The sequence below is a fragment of the Pseudomonas sp. BW7P1 genome (assembly GCF_024981055.1).
In the GTDB taxonomy this organism is placed as follows: domain Bacteria; phylum Pseudomonadota; class Gammaproteobacteria; order Pseudomonadales; family Pseudomonadaceae; genus Aquipseudomonas; species Aquipseudomonas bananamidigenes.
In genome coordinates this window covers 4,995,876-5,015,658 of the sequence record NZ_CP103374.1, presented here as the reverse complement: position 1 = coordinate 5,015,658, position 19,783 = coordinate 4,995,876, and the positions used below count along the sequence as shown (strand labels likewise).

At 59.7% G+C, this 19,783-nt stretch carries 20 protein-coding genes; 7 read left to right on the top strand and 13 right to left on the bottom strand.

The genetic code is table 11. The annotated features are described in order from the left end of the window. Positions 1 to 28: 28 nt before the first annotated feature. From NWV16_RS22575 to NWV16_RS22555, 5 genes are read right to left on the bottom strand one after another with little or no spacing between them, the layout of a single operon-like run. Positions 29 to 511 carry an aromatic-ring-hydroxylating dioxygenase subunit beta gene (locus NWV16_RS22575; protein WP_260520822.1) on the bottom strand — a complete coding sequence of 161 codons (483 nt, stop codon included), beginning with the start codon at positions 509 to 511 and terminating at the stop codon, positions 29 to 31. Further along, positions 492 to 1,793: an aromatic ring-hydroxylating dioxygenase subunit alpha gene (locus NWV16_RS22570; RefSeq protein WP_260520821.1), complete on the bottom strand. Its 1,302-nt coding sequence runs from the start codon at positions 1,791 to 1,793 to the stop codon at positions 492 to 494. The genes NWV16_RS22575 and NWV16_RS22570 overlap by 20 nt, the downstream gene beginning before the upstream one ends. Positions 1,794 to 1,806: 13 nt before the next feature. Then, positions 1,807 to 2,739 carry a PDR/VanB family oxidoreductase gene (locus NWV16_RS22565; RefSeq protein ID WP_260520820.1) on the bottom strand — a complete coding sequence of 311 codons (933 nt, stop codon included), beginning with the start codon at positions 2,737 to 2,739 and terminating at the stop codon, positions 1,807 to 1,809. Next, positions 2,736 to 3,152, bottom strand: coding sequence for a DUF4440 domain-containing protein (locus NWV16_RS22560; protein ID WP_260520819.1), 417 nt, complete (start codon positions 3,150 to 3,152; stop codon positions 2,736 to 2,738). Before NWV16_RS22560 ends, NWV16_RS22565 begins: the two co-directional genes overlap by 4 nt. Further along, positions 3,133 to 4,500 (bottom strand): MFS transporter, encoded by a 1,368-nt coding sequence (locus NWV16_RS22555; RefSeq protein ID WP_260520818.1) that lies wholly within the window; start codon positions 4,498 to 4,500, stop codon positions 3,133 to 3,135. Before NWV16_RS22555 ends, NWV16_RS22560 begins: the two co-directional genes overlap by 20 nt. 106 nt (positions 4,501 to 4,606) lie before the next feature. Between NWV16_RS22555 and NWV16_RS22550 the strand changes: the two genes are divergently transcribed. Then, positions 4,607 to 5,494, top strand: coding sequence for a LysR family transcriptional regulator (locus NWV16_RS22550; RefSeq protein WP_260523571.1), 888 nt, complete (start codon positions 4,607 to 4,609; stop codon positions 5,492 to 5,494). 55 nt (positions 5,495 to 5,549) lie between these two features. Here NWV16_RS22550 and glpD read toward each other — a convergent pair whose 3' ends face one another. The 4 genes from glpD to NWV16_RS22530 form a co-directional block, all read right to left on the bottom strand. Beyond that, the gene (glpD, locus tag NWV16_RS22545) at positions 5,550 to 7,088 is read right to left on the bottom strand and encodes a glycerol-3-phosphate dehydrogenase (RefSeq protein ID WP_260520817.1); all 1,539 of its coding nucleotides are present in this window, start codon (positions 7,086 to 7,088) and stop codon (positions 5,550 to 5,552) included. Between the two features lie 344 nt (positions 7,089 to 7,432). Further along, positions 7,433 to 8,188, bottom strand: coding sequence for a DeoR/GlpR family transcriptional regulator (locus tag NWV16_RS22540; protein ID WP_065258639.1), 756 nt, complete (start codon positions 8,186 to 8,188; stop codon positions 7,433 to 7,435). 95 nt (positions 8,189 to 8,283) lie between these two features. Beyond that, positions 8,284 to 9,786, bottom strand: coding sequence for a glycerol kinase GlpK (glpK, locus tag NWV16_RS22535; RefSeq protein WP_065258638.1), 1,503 nt, complete (start codon positions 9,784 to 9,786; stop codon positions 8,284 to 8,286). A gap of 78 nt (positions 9,787 to 9,864) precedes the next feature. Then, the gene (locus NWV16_RS22530; RefSeq protein WP_260520816.1) at positions 9,865 to 10,716 is read right to left on the bottom strand and encodes an MIP/aquaporin family protein; all 852 of its coding nucleotides are present in this window, start codon (positions 10,714 to 10,716) and stop codon (positions 9,865 to 9,867) included. A gap of 361 nt (positions 10,717 to 11,077) precedes the next feature. On the opposite strand from NWV16_RS22530, the gene ybaK reads away from it, so the two are divergent. Then, positions 11,078 to 11,548 carry a Cys-tRNA(Pro) deacylase gene (gene ybaK, locus NWV16_RS22525; RefSeq protein ID WP_065258637.1) on the top strand — a complete coding sequence of 157 codons (471 nt, stop codon included), beginning with the start codon at positions 11,078 to 11,080 and terminating at the stop codon, positions 11,546 to 11,548. 89 nt (positions 11,549 to 11,637) lie between these two features. Next, positions 11,638 to 12,420 (top strand): PhzF family phenazine biosynthesis protein, encoded by a 783-nt coding sequence (locus NWV16_RS22520; RefSeq protein WP_260520815.1) that lies wholly within the window; start codon positions 11,638 to 11,640, stop codon positions 12,418 to 12,420. Positions 12,421 to 12,465: 45 nt separating this feature from the next. Here NWV16_RS22520 and NWV16_RS22515 read toward each other — a convergent pair whose 3' ends face one another. Next, positions 12,466 to 13,575 (bottom strand): ABC transporter ATP-binding protein, encoded by a 1,110-nt coding sequence (locus NWV16_RS22515; RefSeq protein WP_260520814.1) that lies wholly within the window; start codon positions 13,573 to 13,575, stop codon positions 12,466 to 12,468. Continuing rightward, on the bottom strand, positions 13,572 to 14,492 hold the full coding sequence (argF, locus tag NWV16_RS22510) for an ornithine carbamoyltransferase (RefSeq protein WP_065258634.1): 921 nt from the start codon (positions 14,490 to 14,492) through the stop codon (positions 13,572 to 13,574). The genes NWV16_RS22515 and argF overlap by 4 nt, the downstream gene beginning before the upstream one ends. A gap of 392 nt (positions 14,493 to 14,884) precedes the next feature. Between argF and NWV16_RS22505 the strand changes: the two genes are divergently transcribed. The 3 genes from NWV16_RS22505 to grxD all read left to right on the top strand — a co-directional run bounded on the left by NWV16_RS22505 (position 14,885) and on the right by grxD (position 17,852). Further along, a complete protein-coding gene (locus tag NWV16_RS22505) occupies positions 14,885 to 15,175 on the top strand; it encodes a hypothetical protein (RefSeq protein WP_065258633.1) in 291 nt (96 codons plus the stop codon). A gap of 132 nt (positions 15,176 to 15,307) precedes the next feature. Beyond that, on the top strand, positions 15,308 to 17,413 hold the full coding sequence (locus NWV16_RS22500) for a molybdopterin oxidoreductase family protein (protein WP_260520813.1): 2,106 nt from the start codon (positions 15,308 to 15,310) through the stop codon (positions 17,411 to 17,413). Between the two features lie 97 nt (positions 17,414 to 17,510). Further along, positions 17,511 to 17,852 (top strand): Grx4 family monothiol glutaredoxin, encoded by a 342-nt coding sequence (gene grxD, locus NWV16_RS22495; protein ID WP_065258631.1) that lies wholly within the window; start codon positions 17,511 to 17,513, stop codon positions 17,850 to 17,852. 106 nt (positions 17,853 to 17,958) lie between these two features. Here grxD and bfr read toward each other — a convergent pair whose 3' ends face one another. After that, positions 17,959 to 18,435: a bacterioferritin gene (gene bfr / locus NWV16_RS22490; protein WP_065258630.1), complete on the bottom strand. Its 477-nt coding sequence runs from the start codon at positions 18,433 to 18,435 to the stop codon at positions 17,959 to 17,961. 199 nt (positions 18,436 to 18,634) lie between these two features. Then, the gene (locus tag NWV16_RS22485) at positions 18,635 to 18,853 is read right to left on the bottom strand and encodes a bacterioferritin-associated ferredoxin (RefSeq protein WP_003227725.1); all 219 of its coding nucleotides are present in this window, start codon (positions 18,851 to 18,853) and stop codon (positions 18,635 to 18,637) included. A 291-nt stretch (positions 18,854 to 19,144) separates the two neighbouring features. On the opposite strand from NWV16_RS22485, the gene NWV16_RS22480 reads away from it, so the two are divergent. Next, a complete protein-coding gene (locus NWV16_RS22480; RefSeq protein WP_085580234.1) occupies positions 19,145 to 19,747 on the top strand; it encodes a peroxiredoxin in 603 nt (200 codons plus the stop codon). Positions 19,748 to 19,783 lie beyond the last annotated feature (36 nt).

Sequence of the window (19,783 nt, the reverse complement as noted above, 5' to 3'; positions counted from 1 at the left end):
GGAGTTCACAGGGGTAATTCTCGGTCGGTCAGATGATGAGCTGCAGGCTTTCGAGCGCGCGGTCGGGATTGAGCAAGAGGATTTTCTTGCCCTGGATTTTCCACTCGCCGTCGAGGTTGATCAGACGATGTTCGACGGTGGCCGGGTAATGCCATTCGCGGTCGCCACGGGCTTCGCAATACAGCAGGTTGCTGCTGGCGACGGCGCTGTACGACGGCTCTTCAATCGTGATCCGTGGTCGCTGGGCAATGTGCAGGCAGCGGCTTTTCGGCTGCTGGGAAAAGTTGCGGGCATTGTCCAGACGGTTGATACGCAGGGTGGTCAGAAAGCGGTCTTCATACACCAGCGAGGACTCGTGCAGCGGGCTGCGTTGATCGCGGGTCATCGGAATCCAGTAGGTGTAGTCGTCGCTCAGCAATTGTTGCCAGGCTTCAAAGTCCTGTTGGTCGAGCAGGTGCATTTCGGTCTCGAGCAAACGCTCGATGGCCCGTTCAGTTTGATCGTGGTGCATGGTCGTTCCGCATCAGGTTTTGCCAAGTGTCGTAGAAGTTGCGCATCGCCAGTTCACTGGTGCCGGACACCACGCGCGTCTGGTCGTGGGTCTCGCCCGGTTCGAACAGGCGAGCGACGTTGACCCATTCGTTGGCATCGCTGTGCAGACCTTCCGTGGCCCGCTCGTACATCTCCACGTCGTCATGGGCGACCATCGAGCACGGCGAGTTGATCAGGTTGTTGTACTGCACGGTCCGCTCCAGCAACTGTACCGGAGCACCTTGCAGCTCGAAGATCCATGACTCGACGACGGTTTCCTGCGCGCTCACCGGGCGGATCACCCGCAGGGTCTGGATCGGGCCCTTGACCATCAGGTTGGGGAAATACACGGTGTTGTGACGGGTGTCGTCGAGAATGGCCCGGGCCTGGTCTTCGCCGTAGCTTTCCACCATCAGTTCCCAATAACCGGGAATGCTCGTGTAGGCCTTGTGGATCGAGTTGCTGACCCCGGTGTGTCCATGGCCGTTGGGCCAGACGCGGATGCCCATGCCGGCGAAGAATTCGTACGAGCCCATGAACGGCGAGAACAACTCCACGGCCATCGGCGCAGGCCGGCTCTGGTCGCCGGTTTCCTTCCACAGGCGGATGGCTTCGCCCGCCGAGGATTCGTGGGCGATCATCGGGTGGCAGGTGTCGGTCTGGTTGTCGACCACCATCTTCCAGTTGCAGCGATGCCTGTGCAGCAGCGGTTGACCGACCACACGCAGCTGACCTTGCGGAGAGCGCATGACCATGTTGTCCAGCGTCGACAGCGACTCGCCGAAAAACTCGTCGAAGCCCATACCGGTTTCACTCAGGCGTACGAACACGAAGCCGCGATAGTTGCGCACCGCCGCGACAGGTTGCATGCCCTTGTGGGCCGAGCAACTGCTCAGGTCGCAGTCGTCGTATTCCTTTTTCACCGGGATGCTCAGCAGCTCGCCGTCGGTCTTGAACGTCCAGGCGTGATAGGGGCAACGCATGAAGCGGCCCACATTGCCACGCGCTTCGGCCAGCACTTTCACACCTTTGTGCGGGCAGCGGTTGTGCAGCACCACGATGTCACCGTTCTTCTGACGCACCATTGCCAGCGGTCGGCCGGCGAGGGTCGCGGTGAAATAGTCGCCGGTCTCGGGGATCAGGCTGTCGTGGCCCAGGTAGCACCAGCTGGCGGCAAAGACACGCTGTTGCTCCTGTTCGAACAGTTGTTGATCAAGGAACAGAGACTTGTGCACTTCTCTGCCATTGAAATAGTTGTCCAACGGGGAGTCCTCTTCAGATCGCCAGTTTCAGGCGCTGGCTTTTCGCCCGGGAAACGCAGGGATAGATCCGTGCGCTGCAGGCCGCTTCTTGTTCGCTCATGATGAAGTCCCGGTGCTCGACGTCGCCTTCCAGCACGTCCAGCGCGCAGACACCGCACTCGCCGCGACGACAATCGGAGATCGGGTCGAGGCCGGCGGCTTCGAGGGCTTCGAGCAAGCTCTGGTCGGGGCCGACCTCGATGCTCACGCCGGAATCCGCCGCCTCGACCGTGAAGCCTTTGGCGCTTTCGTCCGTGGCGACGTTGAACACTTCCAGATGGATGCGATCGCGGGGCAGTCCGGCGGATTCGGCATGGCTCAGGATGTCGTTGAGCATCGCTGCCGGGCCGCAGACGTAGAGCCGGTCTTCGGGGCTCAGGTCGGCGAGCACCTGGTGAATCGTCGGGCGTTGACCGGACAGGTGCAGGCTCATCCGTTCCTGCAGCAGTGCGCGCAGCGCTTCGGCATAGGCCGCATCGTCAGCGCTGCGGGCGAAGTAATGCAGGTGTGGCGAACGCTCCAGCGCTGTCAGATGGCGCAGGATGCCGGTCAACGGGGTGATGCCGATGCCGCCAGCGATGGCGATGTCGCGGCCGGAGCGGCTGTCGAGCGGGTAGTTGAAGGTGTTGAACGGGCCTTCAAGCTGCACCTGATCCCCGACCGCCAGCGAGTGCAGGTACTGGCTGCTGGCGGATTCGTCACTGAGACGGATGGCGAAGGTGAATTGACCTTCGGCGCAGTCGCCCAGCTCTACGGTGGAGTAATGACGCCATTCGCCCGAAGGCGCTATCAGCCATTTGAAGTGCGCTCCGGCGTGGGCAGATTCCGTAGCGGCGGGGGCGCCGCTGACGGTGATTTCCTTGATCGATGCCGACAGCATCCGGCAATGGGTAACGGTGTAATTCATGCCGGGTTTTCCTGGGGCAGCGGCGTTTCGTGCAGGTACAGCCAACGGGTGCTGTGCTGATGCACGCGCAGGATCGCCACGGAAATGCGCGAAGTCTCGCGCTGGTTCTGGCGATGGGTTTCCTTGTAGCGCAGGGCGACGGTCGGGCCTTCGTGCCAGATCGTGTGCAGGTCGCTGATATCGATCTCAAGGCCTGGTCGGGCACCGACCGCCCCTTTGAACAGTTGCTCGACCTGGGCCCGACCGACCACGGCGGCCGAGGTGGTGACCATGCTGAAGTCTTCGCTGAAGACATCCATCAGCGGCGCGATGGCGGCTTCGCCGGCGCCGTCGGCATTGGTGAAGACGCGATGAATCAGCTCATGCACGTGGTGGATGCTGTGGCGTGCTTGTTCAACCGGGTTGTTGTTCATGGCATTCCTTTGGAGGGTTCAGTTGACTCATTTGAAACAGCGGGAACAGTCCGACCAGCGCGGCAATCGCGAACGTGGCGTGGTAGGCCGGGGTCGAGTCGAATTGTTTGAGCAGCAGGTTGTAGATCATCAGAAACAGGGCCGCGCCGACGCTGAACGACATCTGCCGGTTGATGTTCCAGATCACGCTGGCCTTGTGCGTCTCGCCGCCCTTGAAGTCCATCAGCGAGGTGGTTTGCGCGGTGTTGGCGCCGATCCCGCCGCCGATGCCCATCAGGCTGTAGGCGATCACGATGACCTCGATATCGGTCGGTGCATTCACCAGCATCAGGGTGGCGATGCCGGCGCTGTGCAGCAGCATGCCGAGGGTGAACAGGCGTCGGGCGCCGATTCTGTTGTAGACCCGGCCACAGAGCAGCATCGCGATGAATGCGCCGATGGCGTAGAGGATCATGAACATGCCGGTCAGGCGTGCGCTGAAGTGCAGGGTGTTCTGCAGAAAGAAGATGCTCATCAGGTTGACCCCGGTGAACACGCCGGGAATTGCGTAATAGATGAAGATCGAGGTACTGAGCTTTTTGCTCCTGAGCAGGCTCAGGTCAATGATCGCGTCGCTTTTGCGACGGTAGTGCAGCAGGTACAGCGCCACGAACATCAGGCCTGCCGCGACACAGGCAATGGCTTCGATGGCAGGATAGTCGCCGCCGTACAGCGACATGCCCATCAGCAAGCTGCCCAGGGCGGCGCTGACCAATAGCAAACCGAGGATGTCCGGGCGTGGCAGGCTGGTGGGGCGCGCTTCGCGGATCCAGAACCACGACAGTGCTGCGGCGATCAGCGAAAACGGAATGTTGCTGTAGAACACCCAGCGCCACGAACTGCTGTCGACGATGATGCCGCCGACGGTCGGCGAAATCGCCGGGGCGATCAGGGCCACGGCCATCACCAGCGTGGAGATTTTCGCCCGTTGCTCACCCTGGAACAGGTTGAAGGTCAACGCCTGGCCCACCGGAATCAGCAACCCGCCACCGATGCCCTGGACGAAGCGCCAGATCACCAATTCATGGAAGCTGTCGGCCAGGCCGCACATCCACACGGACCCGGTAAACACCAGCATCGAGGCGGTGAGAATCTCGCGGCTGCCGAAGCGCCCGGCCAGCCAGGTGCTGACAGGAATGATCAGCGTCAGACCGAGGATGTAGGCATTGGCCACCCAGGCCACCGAAGAACTGCTTACTTGCAATGTTGCCGAGATACTTGGCAATGCCACGGCAGACATGAATATGTTTATGCAGTCAATAAAAAAGCCGATCAGAAAGATCAGCGCGATCTTGTAGCGATAGTTCATTGTTGTTTCCTCTTTGTCGCAAAGCATAGGGGCGATGGACTTGGAGTGTCGATACGACTATCCTTGAAACAATGTTTGAAGGAATTAAACAGTGAACGCTACCGCCATGCATGCTCATCTGAATCGGGTTCAGACATTTCTTGCCGTAGTCGATTTCGGTTCTTACACCAAGGCCGCGAACTATCTGAGTATCAGCAAAGCCATGGCCAGCCTGCATGTCAAGGCACTGGAAGAAGTTCTTTCGGCGACGCTGCTGATCCGCAACACCCGAAACATATCGCTGACTGAAATAGGTCAGGACTTTTATGAAGAGTTCAAGGGCATTGTCGCCGATATCGATAATGCCTTTGATAATGTGCTCAAGGGTAATAACCGGGTTTCCGGAAAGTTACGAATCAGTTCAACCAGTGAATATGGCGAGAAGTTCATTCTTCCGTTGATCCCGTTATTCAGCGAGCGTTATCCGGAAATTCGCCTGAGCTACAACTTCAACTCTTCGTTGAATGATCTGGTGGCGGAAAAACTGGATCTGGTCGTGCGTCTTGGCAATCTGGCGGATTCGGCCTTCAAGAGTCGCAAGCTGGCGGATTATCAGATCGTGCTGGTGGCGACTCCGGCATTTCTCGAACGTTACCCGGTGGCGCAGCCGCAGGATCTGAACGGTGTGCCCTGGATTGCCAACAGCAATCTGCAGGCGCCTACGCAATGGGTTTTGCGCGATGATCAGGGGTGTGCGGTGGAGGTCAATGGCACCAGCCATTTCGAATCCAATTCCTCGACGGCGATTCGTTCGATGACCTTGTCGTCACTCGGCGTCTCGGTGCTGCCGGGCTGGGTGGTCGAGGATGATATCGCCAGCGGACGCCTGGTTCGCCTGTTGCCGGCGTATGCGTTGCCTTCGCAGTCGATCAACGTCGTTTTCCCTAACACCGCGCATCTGCCACACAAATCCCGGGCGTTCATCGATTTCCTCCTGCTGCACCTGGCGCAGTAACGCAAAAGCCCCTGAATCTCGCGATTCAGGGGCTTTCGTTTGAGTGGCCTGAAGATCAGGCCGCTTCGATCTTGTTGCGGTTCTGCTCGACCTGGTTCAGGTAGGCCGCCAGTTTTTCCTGCTCGGCCGGGGTGGTGAACAGGCCCAGTTTGCTGCGGCGCCACAGGATGTCATGGGCTGTGGTTGCCCATTCTTCGGCGCACAGGTAATCGACTTCACGGGTGTAGAGACCACCGCCGATGTGTTCGCCCATGTCGGCGAGGGTGTCCACGCCTTCGAGCATGCGCCAGGTACGGCTCCCGTAGGTGGTGGCCCAGCGGCGGGCAATTTCGCTTGGAACGAAGTCGAACTTGTCGCGGATCAGCGCACTCAGGGCCTGCGGCGTGGTCATGTCTTCACCGCCGGGCAGGGTGGCGGTGGCCGTCCAGCTCGGGCGCATCTGTGTGAAGAACGGCATCAATTGCGCCATCGCCGATTCGGCCAGTTTGCGGTAGGTGGTCAGCTTGCCGCCGAACACCGACAGCAGCGGCGCTTCTTCGGTGCTGCCGGACAACGCCAGGGTGTAGTCGCGGGTCACGGCCGACGGGTTGTCGGATTCGTCGTTGCACAGCGGGCGTACGCCCGAGTAGGTGTGCAGGATGTCCTCACGGCTGATCTGCTTCTTGAAGTGAGCGTTGACCACTTTGAGCAGGTAATCGGTTTCGCCGTCGGTGATCGCCACTTTGGCCGGGTCGCCGGTGTATTCGCGGTCGGTGGTGCCGATCAGCGTCAGGTTGTTCAGGTACGGAATGGTGAAAACGATGCGCTGATCTTCGTTTTGCAGAATGTGCGCGTGATCGCCTTCGTACAGCTTCGGCACGATGATGTGGCTGCCCTGGATCAGGCGGATGCCGTACGGCGACTCCATCTTCAGGTCGTCGCGTATGAACTTGGCGACCCACGGGCCGGCGGCGTTCACCAGCGCTTTGGCGGTGATCGAAAACAGGCTGCCGTCGGCGCGTTCCAGGTTCAGGTGCCACAGGCCCTTGGCGCGACGGGCGCTGACGCAACGGGTCTGGGTATGGATGTGCGCGCCTTTCTCGCGGGCAGCCATGGCGTTCAATACGACGAGGCGGGCGTCGTCGACCCAGCAGTCGGAGTATTCGAAGCCTTTGCTGATTTCGCTTTTCAGCGCGCTGTCGGCGCCGAACTTCAGGCTTTTCGAACCGGCGAGTTTTTCGCGCTTGCCGAGGTTGTCATACAGGAACAGGCCGGCACGGATCATCCATGCCGGACGCAGATGCGGACGGTGCGGCAGCACGAAACGCATTGGCTTGACGATATGCGGGGCCTTGGCCAGCAACACTTCACGCTCGGCCAGGGCTTCACGCACCAGGCGGAATTCGTAATGTTCGAGGTAGCGCAAGCCGCCATGGATCAGCTTGCTGCTGGCGGACGAGGTGTGGCTGGCCAGATCGTCCTTTTCGCAAAGGAACACCGAGAGACCGCGACCGGCGGCATCCGCTGCGATCCCCACGCCATTGATCCCGCCGCCGATAACGGCGAGGTCGTAGATCTCGGAGATGGGGGGCGTACGCAAGGTAGAGGTGGACATCGGCTGGCCTCGGGTTCTTTTGGTTTTATGTCTTGGAAATCGAACATGAATGTTCATTTACGAAAATGGTAGCCCATTAAGAGGCGCACAGCCAGCCGACTTCGATTGAAAAAACTCATCGAAGGGCGGCGAAAGGAAAATATTCGAACATGAAATGCGCGTCAGGGCGCGGAAAGGGGCGCTTGTGAGATCGCTTTCGTCGGATCGCCGCCCGGGGCAAGCCCGCTCCCACAGGACTTTCGTTGTTCACAGAGCTGATGAACGCAACAGACACTGTGGGAGTGGGCTTGCTCCGGGCGGCGATCCGACGAAGGCACCAGTACAGGCGCTGAGGATGTAAGGAGTTAAACGACTTCCAGACGAATCTTGTGCTGACTCAGCAGTTGCGCCAGGGCCGGTACCGGTTGCTGATCGGTGACCAGGCAATCGATCAGGCTGATCGGGCCGAGACGGATCATCGCGTTCCGCCCGAACTTGCTGGAGTCCGCTGCCAGGATCACCTGTCGCGCATTGGCAATGATCGCCTGGGATACCCGCACTTCCTGGTAATCGAAGTCGAGCAGGCTGCCGTCTTCGTCGATGCCGCTGATGCCCACCAGCGCGAAATCCACCTTGAACTGATTGATGAAGTCCACGCTCGCCTGACCTACCACGCCACCGTCGCGACGTACGTTGCCGCCCGTCAGCAGCACATCGAAATCATCCTTGGCGCTGAGCATCGAGGCGACGTGCAGGTTGTTGGTGATGATTTTCAGATGGCTATGGTTGAGCAGGGCGCGGGCAATGGATTCGGTGGTGGTGCCGATGTTGATGAACAGCGAGGCGTGATCGGGAATCTGTGCGGCGACGGCTTCACCGATACGTTGCTTCTCATCACGCATCTGATCGGCGCGCATCGCGTAGGCGGTATTCTCGACGCTGGAATCATAGGCGGCGCCACCATGGTAGCGACGCAGCAGATTGGCTTCCGCGAGCTGATTGATGTCGCGGCGGATGGTCTGCGGGGTAACAACGAACAACGTGGCCATTTCCTCGATGCTCACATAGCCGCGTTCGCGGACCAGCTCGAGGATTTGCTGCTGACGGGGAGGCAGATTCATGGGGCTTCCTTTGGGCTGCCGTGCAAAATTTGCCCATGATGCCGCAGGAATCCGCTCCCGACCAGTTACATGCCGTTACCAGTCCTCAGACTGGCTTATTCAGCGTCCTCACGTTCCCAGTCACGGGTACGGCTGACGGCTTTTTTCCAGCCCTTGTACAGTTTCTCTTTCGCCGCTTCGTCCAGGCTCGGTGCGAATTCGCGCTCGATCACTGCCTTGCCGCGCAGCTCTTCCAGGCTGCCCCAGAAACCGCACGCCAGGCCGGCCAGATAGGCAGCGCCCAATGCGGTGGTTTCGCGCATTTGCGGACGCTCGACCTGCGTGCCGAGGATGTCGGCCTGGAACTGCATGAGGAAGTTGTTCGCCACCGCACCACCGTCCACGCGCAGGGCTTTGAGGCGTTCGCCGGAGTCCTGTTGCATGGCGTCGAGGACATCGCGGGTCTGGTAGGCGATCGATTCCAGGGCTGCGCGAATGATGTGATCCACACGCACGCCGCGAGTCAGGCCGAACAGTGCGCCACGGGCATACGGGTCCCAGTAGGGGGCGCCCAGACCGGTGAAGGCCGGCACCAGATAGACGCCGTTGCTGTCCTTCACCTTATTGGCGAAGTATTCGGTGTCGTGGGCGTCGTTGACGATTTTCAGTTCATCACGCAGCCACTGCACGGTCGAACCACCGTTGAATACCGCACCTTCGAGCGCGTAGGCCACTTCGCCGCGCGGGCCGCAGGCGATGGTGGTGAGCATGCCGTGTTGTGATTTCACCGCTTTGTCGCCGGTGTTCATCAGCAGGAAGCAACCGGTGCCGTAGGTGTTTTTCGCCTGACCCGGCTCCACGCACATCTGGCCGAACAATGCAGCCTGCTGGTCACCGGCGATACCGCCGATGGCGATGCCGCTCTTGGTGCGACCGTAGATTTCCGAGGAGGCTTTGACTTCCGGCAGCATTTCGCGAGGAATGTCGAGGATCTCCAGCATCTTCGAATCCCACTCGAGCGTATGGATGTTGAAGAGCATGGTGCGCGAGGCGTTGGTGTAGTCGGTGACGTGCACCTTGCCGCCGGTGAATTTCCAGATCAGCCAGCTGTCGACGGTGCCGAACAGCAGCTCGCCGTTGCGGGCGCGTTCACGGCTGCCTTCGACGTTGTCGAGAATCCACTTCAGTTTGGTGCCGGAGAAGTACGGGTCGGTGACCAGGCCGGTGTTGTCGCGGATGTAGTCTTCATGCCCGTCGCGCTTGAGCTGCTGGCAGATCTCGGTGCTGCGGCGGCATTGCCAGACGATCGCGTTGTAGACCGGGCGGCCGGTGGTCTTGTCCCAGACCACGGTGGTTTCACGCTGGTTGGTGATGCCGATGGCGGCCACCTGATCATGATGCAGACCGGCCTGGGCCAAGGCTTCGACCATCACCGCGCTCTGGGTGGCGAAGATTTCCATCGGGTCGTGTTCGACCCAGCCGGCCTGCGGGTAATGCTGGGCGAATTCGCGTTGTGCGGTGCAGACCACGTTCGCATCGCGGTCGAAAATGATTGCGCGGGAACTGGTCGTACCCTGATCGAGGGCAATGATGTAGTTCTTGTTCTGAATGTCGGTCATGTCGATTGCCTTGGACGAAATAAGGGAGAGTGGGCCGTGACGCGGGCTCGATATGGGCAGGAACCCGCGCCGACTGTTTCAAGAGGTTCTTGGTTTGCCGTCAATGGCCGGTACTGCATCCTTTGTAGCAGGTGTGGCGCCGGTCAGGTGACGGGCAATCAGCCCGCGATACCCGGCAGCGCCGAGGCAGGCACCGACAATCGGTGCAAAAATCGGAATCAGGAAGTACGGGATTTCACGGGCGCCGGTGAAGGAAATTTCACCCCAGCCTGCAAAGAAAGTCATCAGTTTCGGACCGAAGTCACGGGCCGGGTTCATCGCAAAACCGGTCAGCGGGCCCATCGAACTGCCGATCACGGCGATCAGCAGACCAATCAGCAGCGGCGCCAGCGGACCTTTCGGCAGGCCGTTGTTATCGTCGGTCAGAGACATGATCACACCCATCAGGATCGCAGTGATGATCACCTCGACCAGGAATGCCTGGGCGGTCGACAGGGCAGGGTTCGGGAAGGTGGAGAACACCGACGCCAGCTCCAGGCTGGCGGCCGAGCCACGAACCATGTGGTGGGTCTGTTCGAAATCGAAGAAAAGATTGCTGTACAGCGTGTAAACCAACAGCGCGCCGCAGAAGGCGCCGGCGACCTGGGAAAGCATGTAGAACGGCAGTTTGCGCTTTTCGAAGTCGGCAAAAATGCTCAGGGCAATGCTGACGGCCGGGTTCAGGTGCGCGCCGGAAACACCGGCGGTGAGGTAGATCGCCATGCTCACGCCGACGCCCCAGATGATGCTGATTTCCCACAGGCCGAAACTCGCACCCGCGACCTTGAGCGCGGCGACGCAGCCCGTACCGAAAAAGATCAGCAGTGCAGTACCCAGAAACTCGGCCAGGCACTGGCTCGAGAGCGATGGTTGCTGTAACGCAGTTGTCATTGAAAACCTCGGTTTTTGTTGTTGTCTGGCGCGTTTGCCGACAGGGCAAGGCGCGATCTTCGCCGGGGCAGGATCCCCATCCTGATCCCGGTTTACTGCTGGGTGCTGCGATGACGATGATTCTTGTATTATTCAGATTCGAAAAAATATAGACAAGAAACAAAGCTGTCAAAGGTCGAAAGTGAACCGTCAGTCACAAATAAACTATCAGTCATGTGAATGATCCTTCTGGTCACCTCACCGACGATCCTCTTGTCGGCCTGCAAGCCACGGGAAACGTGGCGCGCAGTAGAGCCTTTTATGTGGCGATGGCCTAGAATCCGGCGCAGGATCTTTTGCCACTGCCGAGCCTGGAGCTGCCATGACCCCTGCGTTGGACTTGTTGAAAAAAGTTCGTGCCGAACATCGCGTGCACAGTTACGAACATGACCCCAAGGCCGCGTCCTACGGACTTGAGGCCGCGGAAAAACTGGGGCTGGAGCCGGCGCAGGTGTTCAAGACGCTGCTGGCGGCCAGTGAAAAAGGTGAATTGCTGGTGGCGGTGGTGCCGGTCGTCGGAAGCCTCGACCTCAAAGGGCTCGCCCACGCCGCAGGAGTGAAAAAAGTAGAAATGGCCGACCCGGCCGCCGCGCAACGCTCCACGGGTTATCTGCTGGGCGGCATCAGTCCGTTGGGGCAGAAAAAACGTCTGCGGACCTTCATCGATCATTCCGCCGAGGGTTTTACGACCATTTATGTCAGTGCCGGGCGACGTGGGCTGGAAGTCGAACTGGCGCCCGCCGTCCTGGCCGAGCACACTCAGGCGAAGTTCGCCGATATTGGTCGTGCCTGATCTCTGTATGAAGAAAATTGTCCGGTTCTGTCACTGGCGCTGATTTTTCCTGCGCTGCATGCTCAATCGACTGACACAGGGAGAAGGTTATGCAGCTCGAGTTTCATCAGGTCGACGCATTCAGTGATCGGCCCTTCAGTGGCAACCCGGCGATGGTTTATCGCCTCGACGCCTGGCTCGCGGACGACTTGATGCAGAAGATCGCCGCCGAGCACAACCTGGCGGAAACCGCGTTTCTGGTGCGCGAAGGCCAGGCCTGGCATATCCGCTGGTTCACGCCCACCACCGAGGTGCCGTTGTGCGGTCACGCCACACTGGCCAGTGCTTATGTGTTGTACGAGATCTACAAGGAAACGGCCGAGCGTCTGGATTTCACCTGCAAGTCCGGGCCGTTGAGTGTCAGCCGCGAAGGCGGCCGGTTGTGGCTGGATTTTCCGGCCATCGAGGCGGTCGAGAAAGGCGTCACTGTGGAGATCGAGCGGGCGCTGAATGTTCAGGCGGTGGATGTACTGAGTTCCAACGAGCTGTTCGTGGTACTGGATTCGGAGCAGGCGGTGCTCGATTGCGCGCCGGACATGGTTGCTCTGGCCAAACTGCCCTGGCTGGGCGCCATCGTCACGGCCCGGGGCAATCAGCATGATTTCGTCTCGCGCTACTTTGCACCGGCCATCGGGATCAATGAAGACCCGGTGACCGGCTCGACCCATTGCAGTCTGATTCCGTATTGGTCAAAACGTCTGGGTAAAACCAGCCTGACCGCGTGTCAGCGTTCGGCGCGGGGCGGGGAGTTGTTCTGTCGGCTGGAGGGCGAGCGGGTGAAGATCGGCGGCAATGCGACGCTCGTTGCGAGCGGCACCTTGATGTTGGGTTGAGGCAAAAAGAAAGGGAGCCATCAGGCTCCCTCTTCTTTATGTGGATCAGAGTGCGGTGCTGTAGCGGCGAACACCGTTCTCCACGGCCGGAATGTGTGCGGCCGTGCTGCCGGACGCCTGGAACAGCACCAGATGTTCCGCTGCCACACGAATCCCGACATCCACGCCGACCTGATGGTCAGCATGGCTCGGGAAGATCGATTCCAGTTGCGCGCCGGTTGGCAGTTGCAGGCGGTACAGCGTCGAGGCACCGAGGAAGGTCTTGCCGACGATCCGCGCTTTCAGCGCACTGTCCGGCGCATAGACAATGTCATCCGGACGCAGCAGCACATCCACCGCGCCGCCGGTCGGCCAGGTGTAGGCGCGGTTGCCGCGCAGTTCGCCGAGTTCGGTGTGCACCGATTCCGGGCTGCCGAGCTGACCGCGAATGAAGTAACCCTGACCGATAAAACTGGCCACAAACGGTGTTGCCGGTTCGTGGTAAAGGTTGTACGGCGTGTCCCACTGTTCCAGCCGGCCTTCCTTGAACACCCCGACGTGATCGCTGACGGCGAAGGCTTCTTCCTGATCGTGAGTCACCAGAATCGCACTGGTGCCTCGGGCCTTGAGGATGTCACGTACTTCATGGCTGAGCTTGCGCCGCAGTTCTCCATCGAGGTTGGAAAACGGCTCGTCGAGCAGCAGCAATTGCGGCTCCGGCGCCAAAGCGCGGGCGAGGGCGACACGTTGCTGCTGGCCACCGGACAGTTCGTGCGGGAAGCGCTTGCCGAGGTTCTTCAGGTTGACCAGCTCGAGCATTTCTTCGACGACACGCTCCCTGTTCGGATGCTTGCGAATGCCGAAGGCGATGTTGTCCGCGACACTCAGGTGCGGGAACAGCGCGTAATCCTGGAACACCATGCCGATCCGGCGTTTTTCCGGGGCGAGGGTGAAGCCGGCGCTGGAGATGATTTCACCGCCAAGCTGGATTTCCCCTTCGTGCACCGGTTCGAAACCGGCGATGGCGCGCAGGGTGGTGGTCTTGCCGCAACCGGACGAGCCGAGCAGGCAACCGATGTCACCGGCGTTGAGGTGCAGATTGAGGTTCTGCACCACACGTTGATCTTGATAGCCGCAAGCGAGGTTGCGCAGGTTCAGCAGTAATTCATGACTCATGCGTGGTGATATGCCGGTTCGACGAGGAACTCGAGCAGGGCCTTCTGTGCGTGGAGACGGTTTTCTGCCTGATCCCAGGCGACGGACCGCGGATCATCGAGCAGGTCGAGGCTGATTTCCTCACCGCGGTGGGCGGGCAGGCAGTGCATGAATAGCACGTCTTCGGCGGCCAGGTCGAGCAGGGCGCGATTGACCTGGAAAGGCGCGAACAGCTGGAGACGCTTGGCGGTTTCTTCTTCCTGGCCCATGGAGGTCCAGACGTCGGTGCTCACCAGATGCGCGCCGCGCACAGCGTCTTTCGGATCGCGGACGATGGTCACCCGGTCGCCGGCCTTTGCCACGAACTCGGGGTTCGGCTCGTAGCCTTCCGGGCAAGCCACGCGCAACTGGAAGTCGAACTGGATCGCCGCTTCTATATAGCTGTTGCACATGTTGTTGCCGTCGCCGATCCAGGCCACGGTCTTGCCCTGGATCGAGCCACGGTGTTCAAGGAAGGTCTGCATGTCGGCCAGCAACTGGCACGGGTGCAAGTCATCGGACAGGCCGTTGATCACCGGCACGCGGGAGTTGGCGGCAAATTCGGTCAAGGTGCTGTGGGCAAAGGTACGGATCATCACCGCATCGAGCATGCTCGACATGACGATGGCGCAGTCGCCGATGGGCTCGCCACGGCCCAGTTGAGTGTCGCGCGGCGAAAGAAAGATCGCCTGGCCACCGAGCTGGATCATGCCGGCCTCGAAGGAGATCCGGGTACGGGTCGAGGATTTCTCGAAGATCATCCCCAGGACGCGGTTTTTCAGAGGCTCGAACAGTACGCCGCGGTTACGCAGGTCCTTGAGCTCAACGCCTCGACGGATCACGCTGACCAGCTCTTCGGGCGTGCAATCCATCAGGGAGAGAAAGTGCCTTGCGCTCATCATTGACTACCTTTTTGTTACAAACCGCAGATGCTCAAAGCCTTGTTTTTCGGAACAACGGGCGAGACCTGCGGCGTAAGCCGCACGGGGCGACGAAATAGGGGGAGGCGCGATATTGACACTAAATGTCGCGTTTTTCCAATAGGCTGCGATTCTTGCGGATTAAGCAGCGGTGACGAGGTCGCTTGAAGTGTCGGTTTGGAGGCGGATTCCGGACCTTTGTACACTGGCGCCGCCGGGCTTGGCAATCAGGCAGGGCGGGGATGGAGCAGGCCTGGTCGGTTTGCGACCGGTCGGCCATGGATTCGCTGGTCGGATGTCAGACCTGAAACATTTGCTAAAGCAAAGTGCTGGGTTATAAATAACTCACGAGCGACGCAGGAAGCCTCCGCATGGAATCGAAAGAAAAACTGTTGATGGAATTGCTGGGCCACACGGCTCGCTCACTGACTCATCTGACCGCATCGGTCACCTCCTTGTCCTTCGAACTGCTGCGCAGTGAAGACGAAGTGGTCAAGACCGCCGGGCGCCACATGATCGATCGCATGGCGACCATCAGCACCGGGCTCGACGAGCACTGGCGTCTGATCGGCGAACTCACCGGGGTGCACGTTGCCCACGAGCAGATCGAAACCATTCAGGAAATCCAGCTGGCAGCGCCGCCCCAGTTGCCCTCCAATTGATTGCGCCGGTATCGGCTTGCCTGATGGCCGTCGATTCACAAGACGAACGTCGCTGGCGCGGCCCCCGGCCACGGGCCATAGTTTTGTTCCCGCAGGCGTTACGGCCTGCCCAGAACAAGACAGAGACTGGCCATGACCAAGACTCTCCACCACCGTGCCTGCCACCTGTGCGAAGCCATCTGCGGCCTGAGCATCGAAACCACCGAAACCGACGGCCATGTGCAGATTACCTCGATCAAGGGCGATGCACTGGATACGTTCAGCCGCGGGCACATCTGCCCCAAGGCGGTGGCGCTGCAAGACATCCAGAATGATCCGGATCGCCTGCGCCAGCCCATGCGCCGGGTCGGCAGTGAATGGTCGCCGATCGGGTGGGAAGAGGCTTTTGAGCTGGTGGCTGAAAAGCTCTCGGCGATTCAGGCGCGTCATGGGCAGAACGCGGTCGCGGTGTATCAGGGCAATCCGAGCGTGCACAACTACGGGCTGATGACCCACAGCAATTACTTTCTGGGCCTGCTGAAAACCCGCAATCGTTACTCGGCAACTTCCGTCGACCAACTGCCGCATCACCTGACCAGTTACCTGATGTATGGCCACGGTTTGCTGCTGCCGATCCCGGACATCGATCACACCGATTTCATGCTGATCCTGGGCGGCAACCCGCTGGCGTCCAACGGCAGCATCATGACCGTACCGGACGTGGAAAAGCGCCTGAAGGCGATTCAGGCCCGAGGCGGCAAAGTGGTGGTGGTCGATCCGCGACGCAGCGAGACGGCTGCGATGGCCGATCAGCATCTGTTCGTGCGTCCCGGCGGCGATGCGGCCTTGTTGTTTGGTGTGCTCAATACCTTGTTCGGCGAGGGCCTGACCCGCGACAGCCATTTGCCGGTGGACGGCCTGGACGACGTGCGCGCAGCGGTGGCGGGGTTCACCGCTGAAGCGATGAGCCCGTTGTGTGCCGTACCGGCCGAACGGATCCGCCAACTCGCCAGGGATTTTGCCGCTGCGCCAAGCGCGGTCTGCTACGGGCGAATGGGCGTTTCCACCCAGGCCTTCGGCACGTTGTGCCATTGGGTGGTGCAATTGATCAACCTGGTGACCGGCAATCTCGACCGCGTTGGCGGTGCTCTTTGCACCGAGCCGGCGGTGGATCTGGTCGCATCCACCTCGGGTGGGCATTTCAACAAATGGCAAAGTCGTGTTTCGGGGCGCCCGGAGTACGGTGGTGAATTGCCGGTCTCGGCGCTGGCCGAAGAGATGCTCACCGAAGGCGAAGGGCAGATCCGCGCGTTGATCACCGTGGCCGGCAACCCGGTGCTGTCCACGCCCAATGGCCGGCAACTGGAACAGGCACTGGACGGGTTGGAGTTCATGGTCAGCGTTGACCTGTACATCAACGAAACCACCCGTTATGCCGACCTGATTCTGCCGTCCACCTCGGCGCTGGAGAACGATCACTACGACACCACGTTCAACCTGTTCGCCGTGCGCAACGTCACCCGATTCAACCGGGCAATCCTTGCCAAACCCGAAGGCGCTCTGCATGACTGGGAGATCTTCGTCGGCCTGGCCAAGGCCTTTGCGGCGAAGACCGACAAGGAACTGAAGCCGACGATGCCGCCGGCGAATATGATCGACATGGGCCTGCGCATGGGACGGTATGGCGACGCATCCGAGTACAAGTTGTCCCTGGCGACACTGTTCGATCATCCGCACGGCGTTGATCTGGGGGCGCTGAAGCCCAACCTGACACCGCGATTGAAGACCGCCAACCAAAGAGTCCAGGCAGCGCCGCCGGAAATTCTCGCCGATCTGGCGCGTTTCTCCGCCCTGCAGGCGCCGGCTGCCGGTGAACTGCTGATGATCGGTCGACGTCACGTGCGCAGCAATAACTCGTGGATGCACAACTATCATCGACTGGTGAAGGGCAAGCCGCGTCATCAGTTGTTGATGAATCCTGAGGATCTTGCCAGTCGCGGGCTCAGTGACGGACAGCTGGTGCGGGTCAGTTCACGGGTCGGCCAGGTCGAGGTCGAAGTACTTGGCAGTGCGGACATGATGCCGGGGGTGGTCAGTCTGCCCCACGGCTGGGGTCATGCGCGGCCGGGTGTGCAGATGGCGATTGCCAGCGGACAGCCAGGTTCCAGCGCCAACGACCTGACCGATGAATGCCGGCTCGACGAGCTTTCGGGCAACGCGGCGCTCAACGGTGTGCCGGTGACCGTGGTGGCGGCTTGAGCAACTCTGTCGGGGAGACCGAGCAGGGCGCTCGGGATTCCGTTACAATGCGCCACCGTGCCGACCCACGAGTCGGAAAGTTCAGCCGAGGTGCTCCATGGATATCATCGAAACGATTAAAGAGCAGATTGCCAACAACACCATTCTGCTTTACATGAAAGGCTCGCCGAATGCCCCGCAGTGTGGCTTCTCCGCGAAAGCTGCGCAGGCTGTAATGGGCTGTGGCGAGAAGTTCGCCTACGTCGACATCCTGCAGAACCCGGAAATCCGTGCCAACCTGCCGAAGTACGCCAACTGGCCGACTTTCCCGCAACTGTGGGTAGCCGGTGAACTGGTCGGCGGCAGTGACATCATGGCTGAAATGTTCGCCAACGGTGAGCTGCAGACCCTGATCAAGGATGCTTCCGCCAAGGCGGCTGCGGCCAAGTCCGAAGCTTGATTGGTTTCAGCCCGGATTTCGGCGAGTCTGAAGTCCGGGCAATAAAAAGCCCCGCCTCTCGAAAGAGTGCGGGGCTTTTTAATGTCTCGGGTTCAGCGCTCGCTGATTACTCGTCGTCGCCCATCTGCGATTGCAGATAGTTCTCAAGACCGACTTTATCGATCAGGCCCAGTTGGGTTTCCAGCCAGTCGATGTGTTCTTCTTCGGATTCGAGAATGTCTTCAAGCAGTTCGCGGCTGCCGAAGTCGCCAACGGATTCGCAGTGAGCGATGGCGGCCTTCAGGTCTGCATGACCAGTGCGCTCGATACGCAGGTCGCACTCCAGCATTTCCCGGGTGTGCTCGCCGATATGCAGCTTGCCCAGGTCCTGCACGTTCGGCAGGCCTTCGAGGAACAGGATGCGCTTGATCAGCTTGTCCGCGTGTTTCATCTCGTCGATGGATTCGTGATATTCGTGCTTGCCCAGCTTGTTCAGGCCCCAATCTTCGTACATGCGCGCATGCAGGAAGTACTGATTGATCGCGACCAGCTCATTGGCAAGGATCTTGTTGAGATGCTGGATGACTGTAACGTCGCCTTTCATGATGGGAGTCCTGCCCTAAGTTGCGGTATATAAGGCGGAGTTTGAGCCTGGCACTTATAAGTGTCAAACCTAAGTTATTGAATAATATATGAAAATTAATCGGAATAAGAATGTTTGTGTTCCGCGTCTAATCCCTAAGCAATTGATTTTCAGGCATAAAAAAACCGGACAATCGTCCGGTTCTTCGAATTCTAGGCAATTACGCGGCGGTAAATTCCACCGGGTAGGGGATCGCGGCCTGGGCGGTTTGCAGCTTGGTGAGGGTTTCGCGCACCACTTCCTTCGCGAGGCAGGCACATTTGCCGCATTGGCTGGCTACGCCGGTGGCCTGACGGACTTCTTTATAGCTGCAGCAACCTTCATAGATCGCTTCGCGGATCTGTCCGTCGGTGACGCCAGTGCAGAGGCAAACATACATAAGTGAGAACCGTCGCTGGTTGTGGCTCAATTGCGATGGATCTTAATGTTAACGAGAATGATTGTCAAAGTGCTTTCCCAACGGTTTTCATCGCCAACGGCTGTGACTGACGAACGGTGGTCCATGGCTGAGTGCCGGCCAGGAATTCGCGAAAAACCTTTGAGGACAGTCCAAACACGCAGTGTATGATGGTCGGCCCTTGCGAAGAGGGTTTGTGTCACAGGGCTGTCGCCTGAGGGTGACAGGCTGATGCGAACCCCGAACTTCAAGTTTCTACACCAGGAGATATCAATGAGCGTACTCGTAGGCAAACAAGCCCCTGACTTCACCGTCCCGGCCGTACTCGGCAATGGCGAGATCGTTGACAGCTTCACCCTGTCCTCGGCCATCAAAGGCAAATACGGCCTGGTGTTCTTCTACCCGCTGGACTTCACCTTCGTCTGCCCGTCCGAGCTGATCGCTCTGGACAACCGCATGGCCGACTTCAAGGCACGCAACGTCGAAGTGGTCGCCGTTTCGATCGACTCGCACTTCACCCACAACGCCTGGCGCAACACCCCGGTCAACAATGGTGGCATCGGTCAGGTGAAATACACCATGGCTGCCGACATGAAGCACGAAATCGCCAAGGCCTACGACGTTGAGTCGGAAGGCGGCGTGGCGTTCCGTGGCGCGTTCCTGATCGACGACAAGGGCGTTGTCCGCTCGCAGATCGTCAACGACCTGCCGCTGGGCCGCAACATGGAAGAGCTGATCCGTCTGGTCGACGCGCTGCAATTTCACGAAGAGCACGGCGAAGTCTGCCCTGCCAACTGGAAAAAAGGCGACAAGGGCATGAACGCTTCGCCGGAAGGTGTTGCGGCTTACCTGACCGAGAACGCTGCTGCCCTGTAAGGCGCTTCGTCGAGGTACAAAAAAACCGGCTCTTGA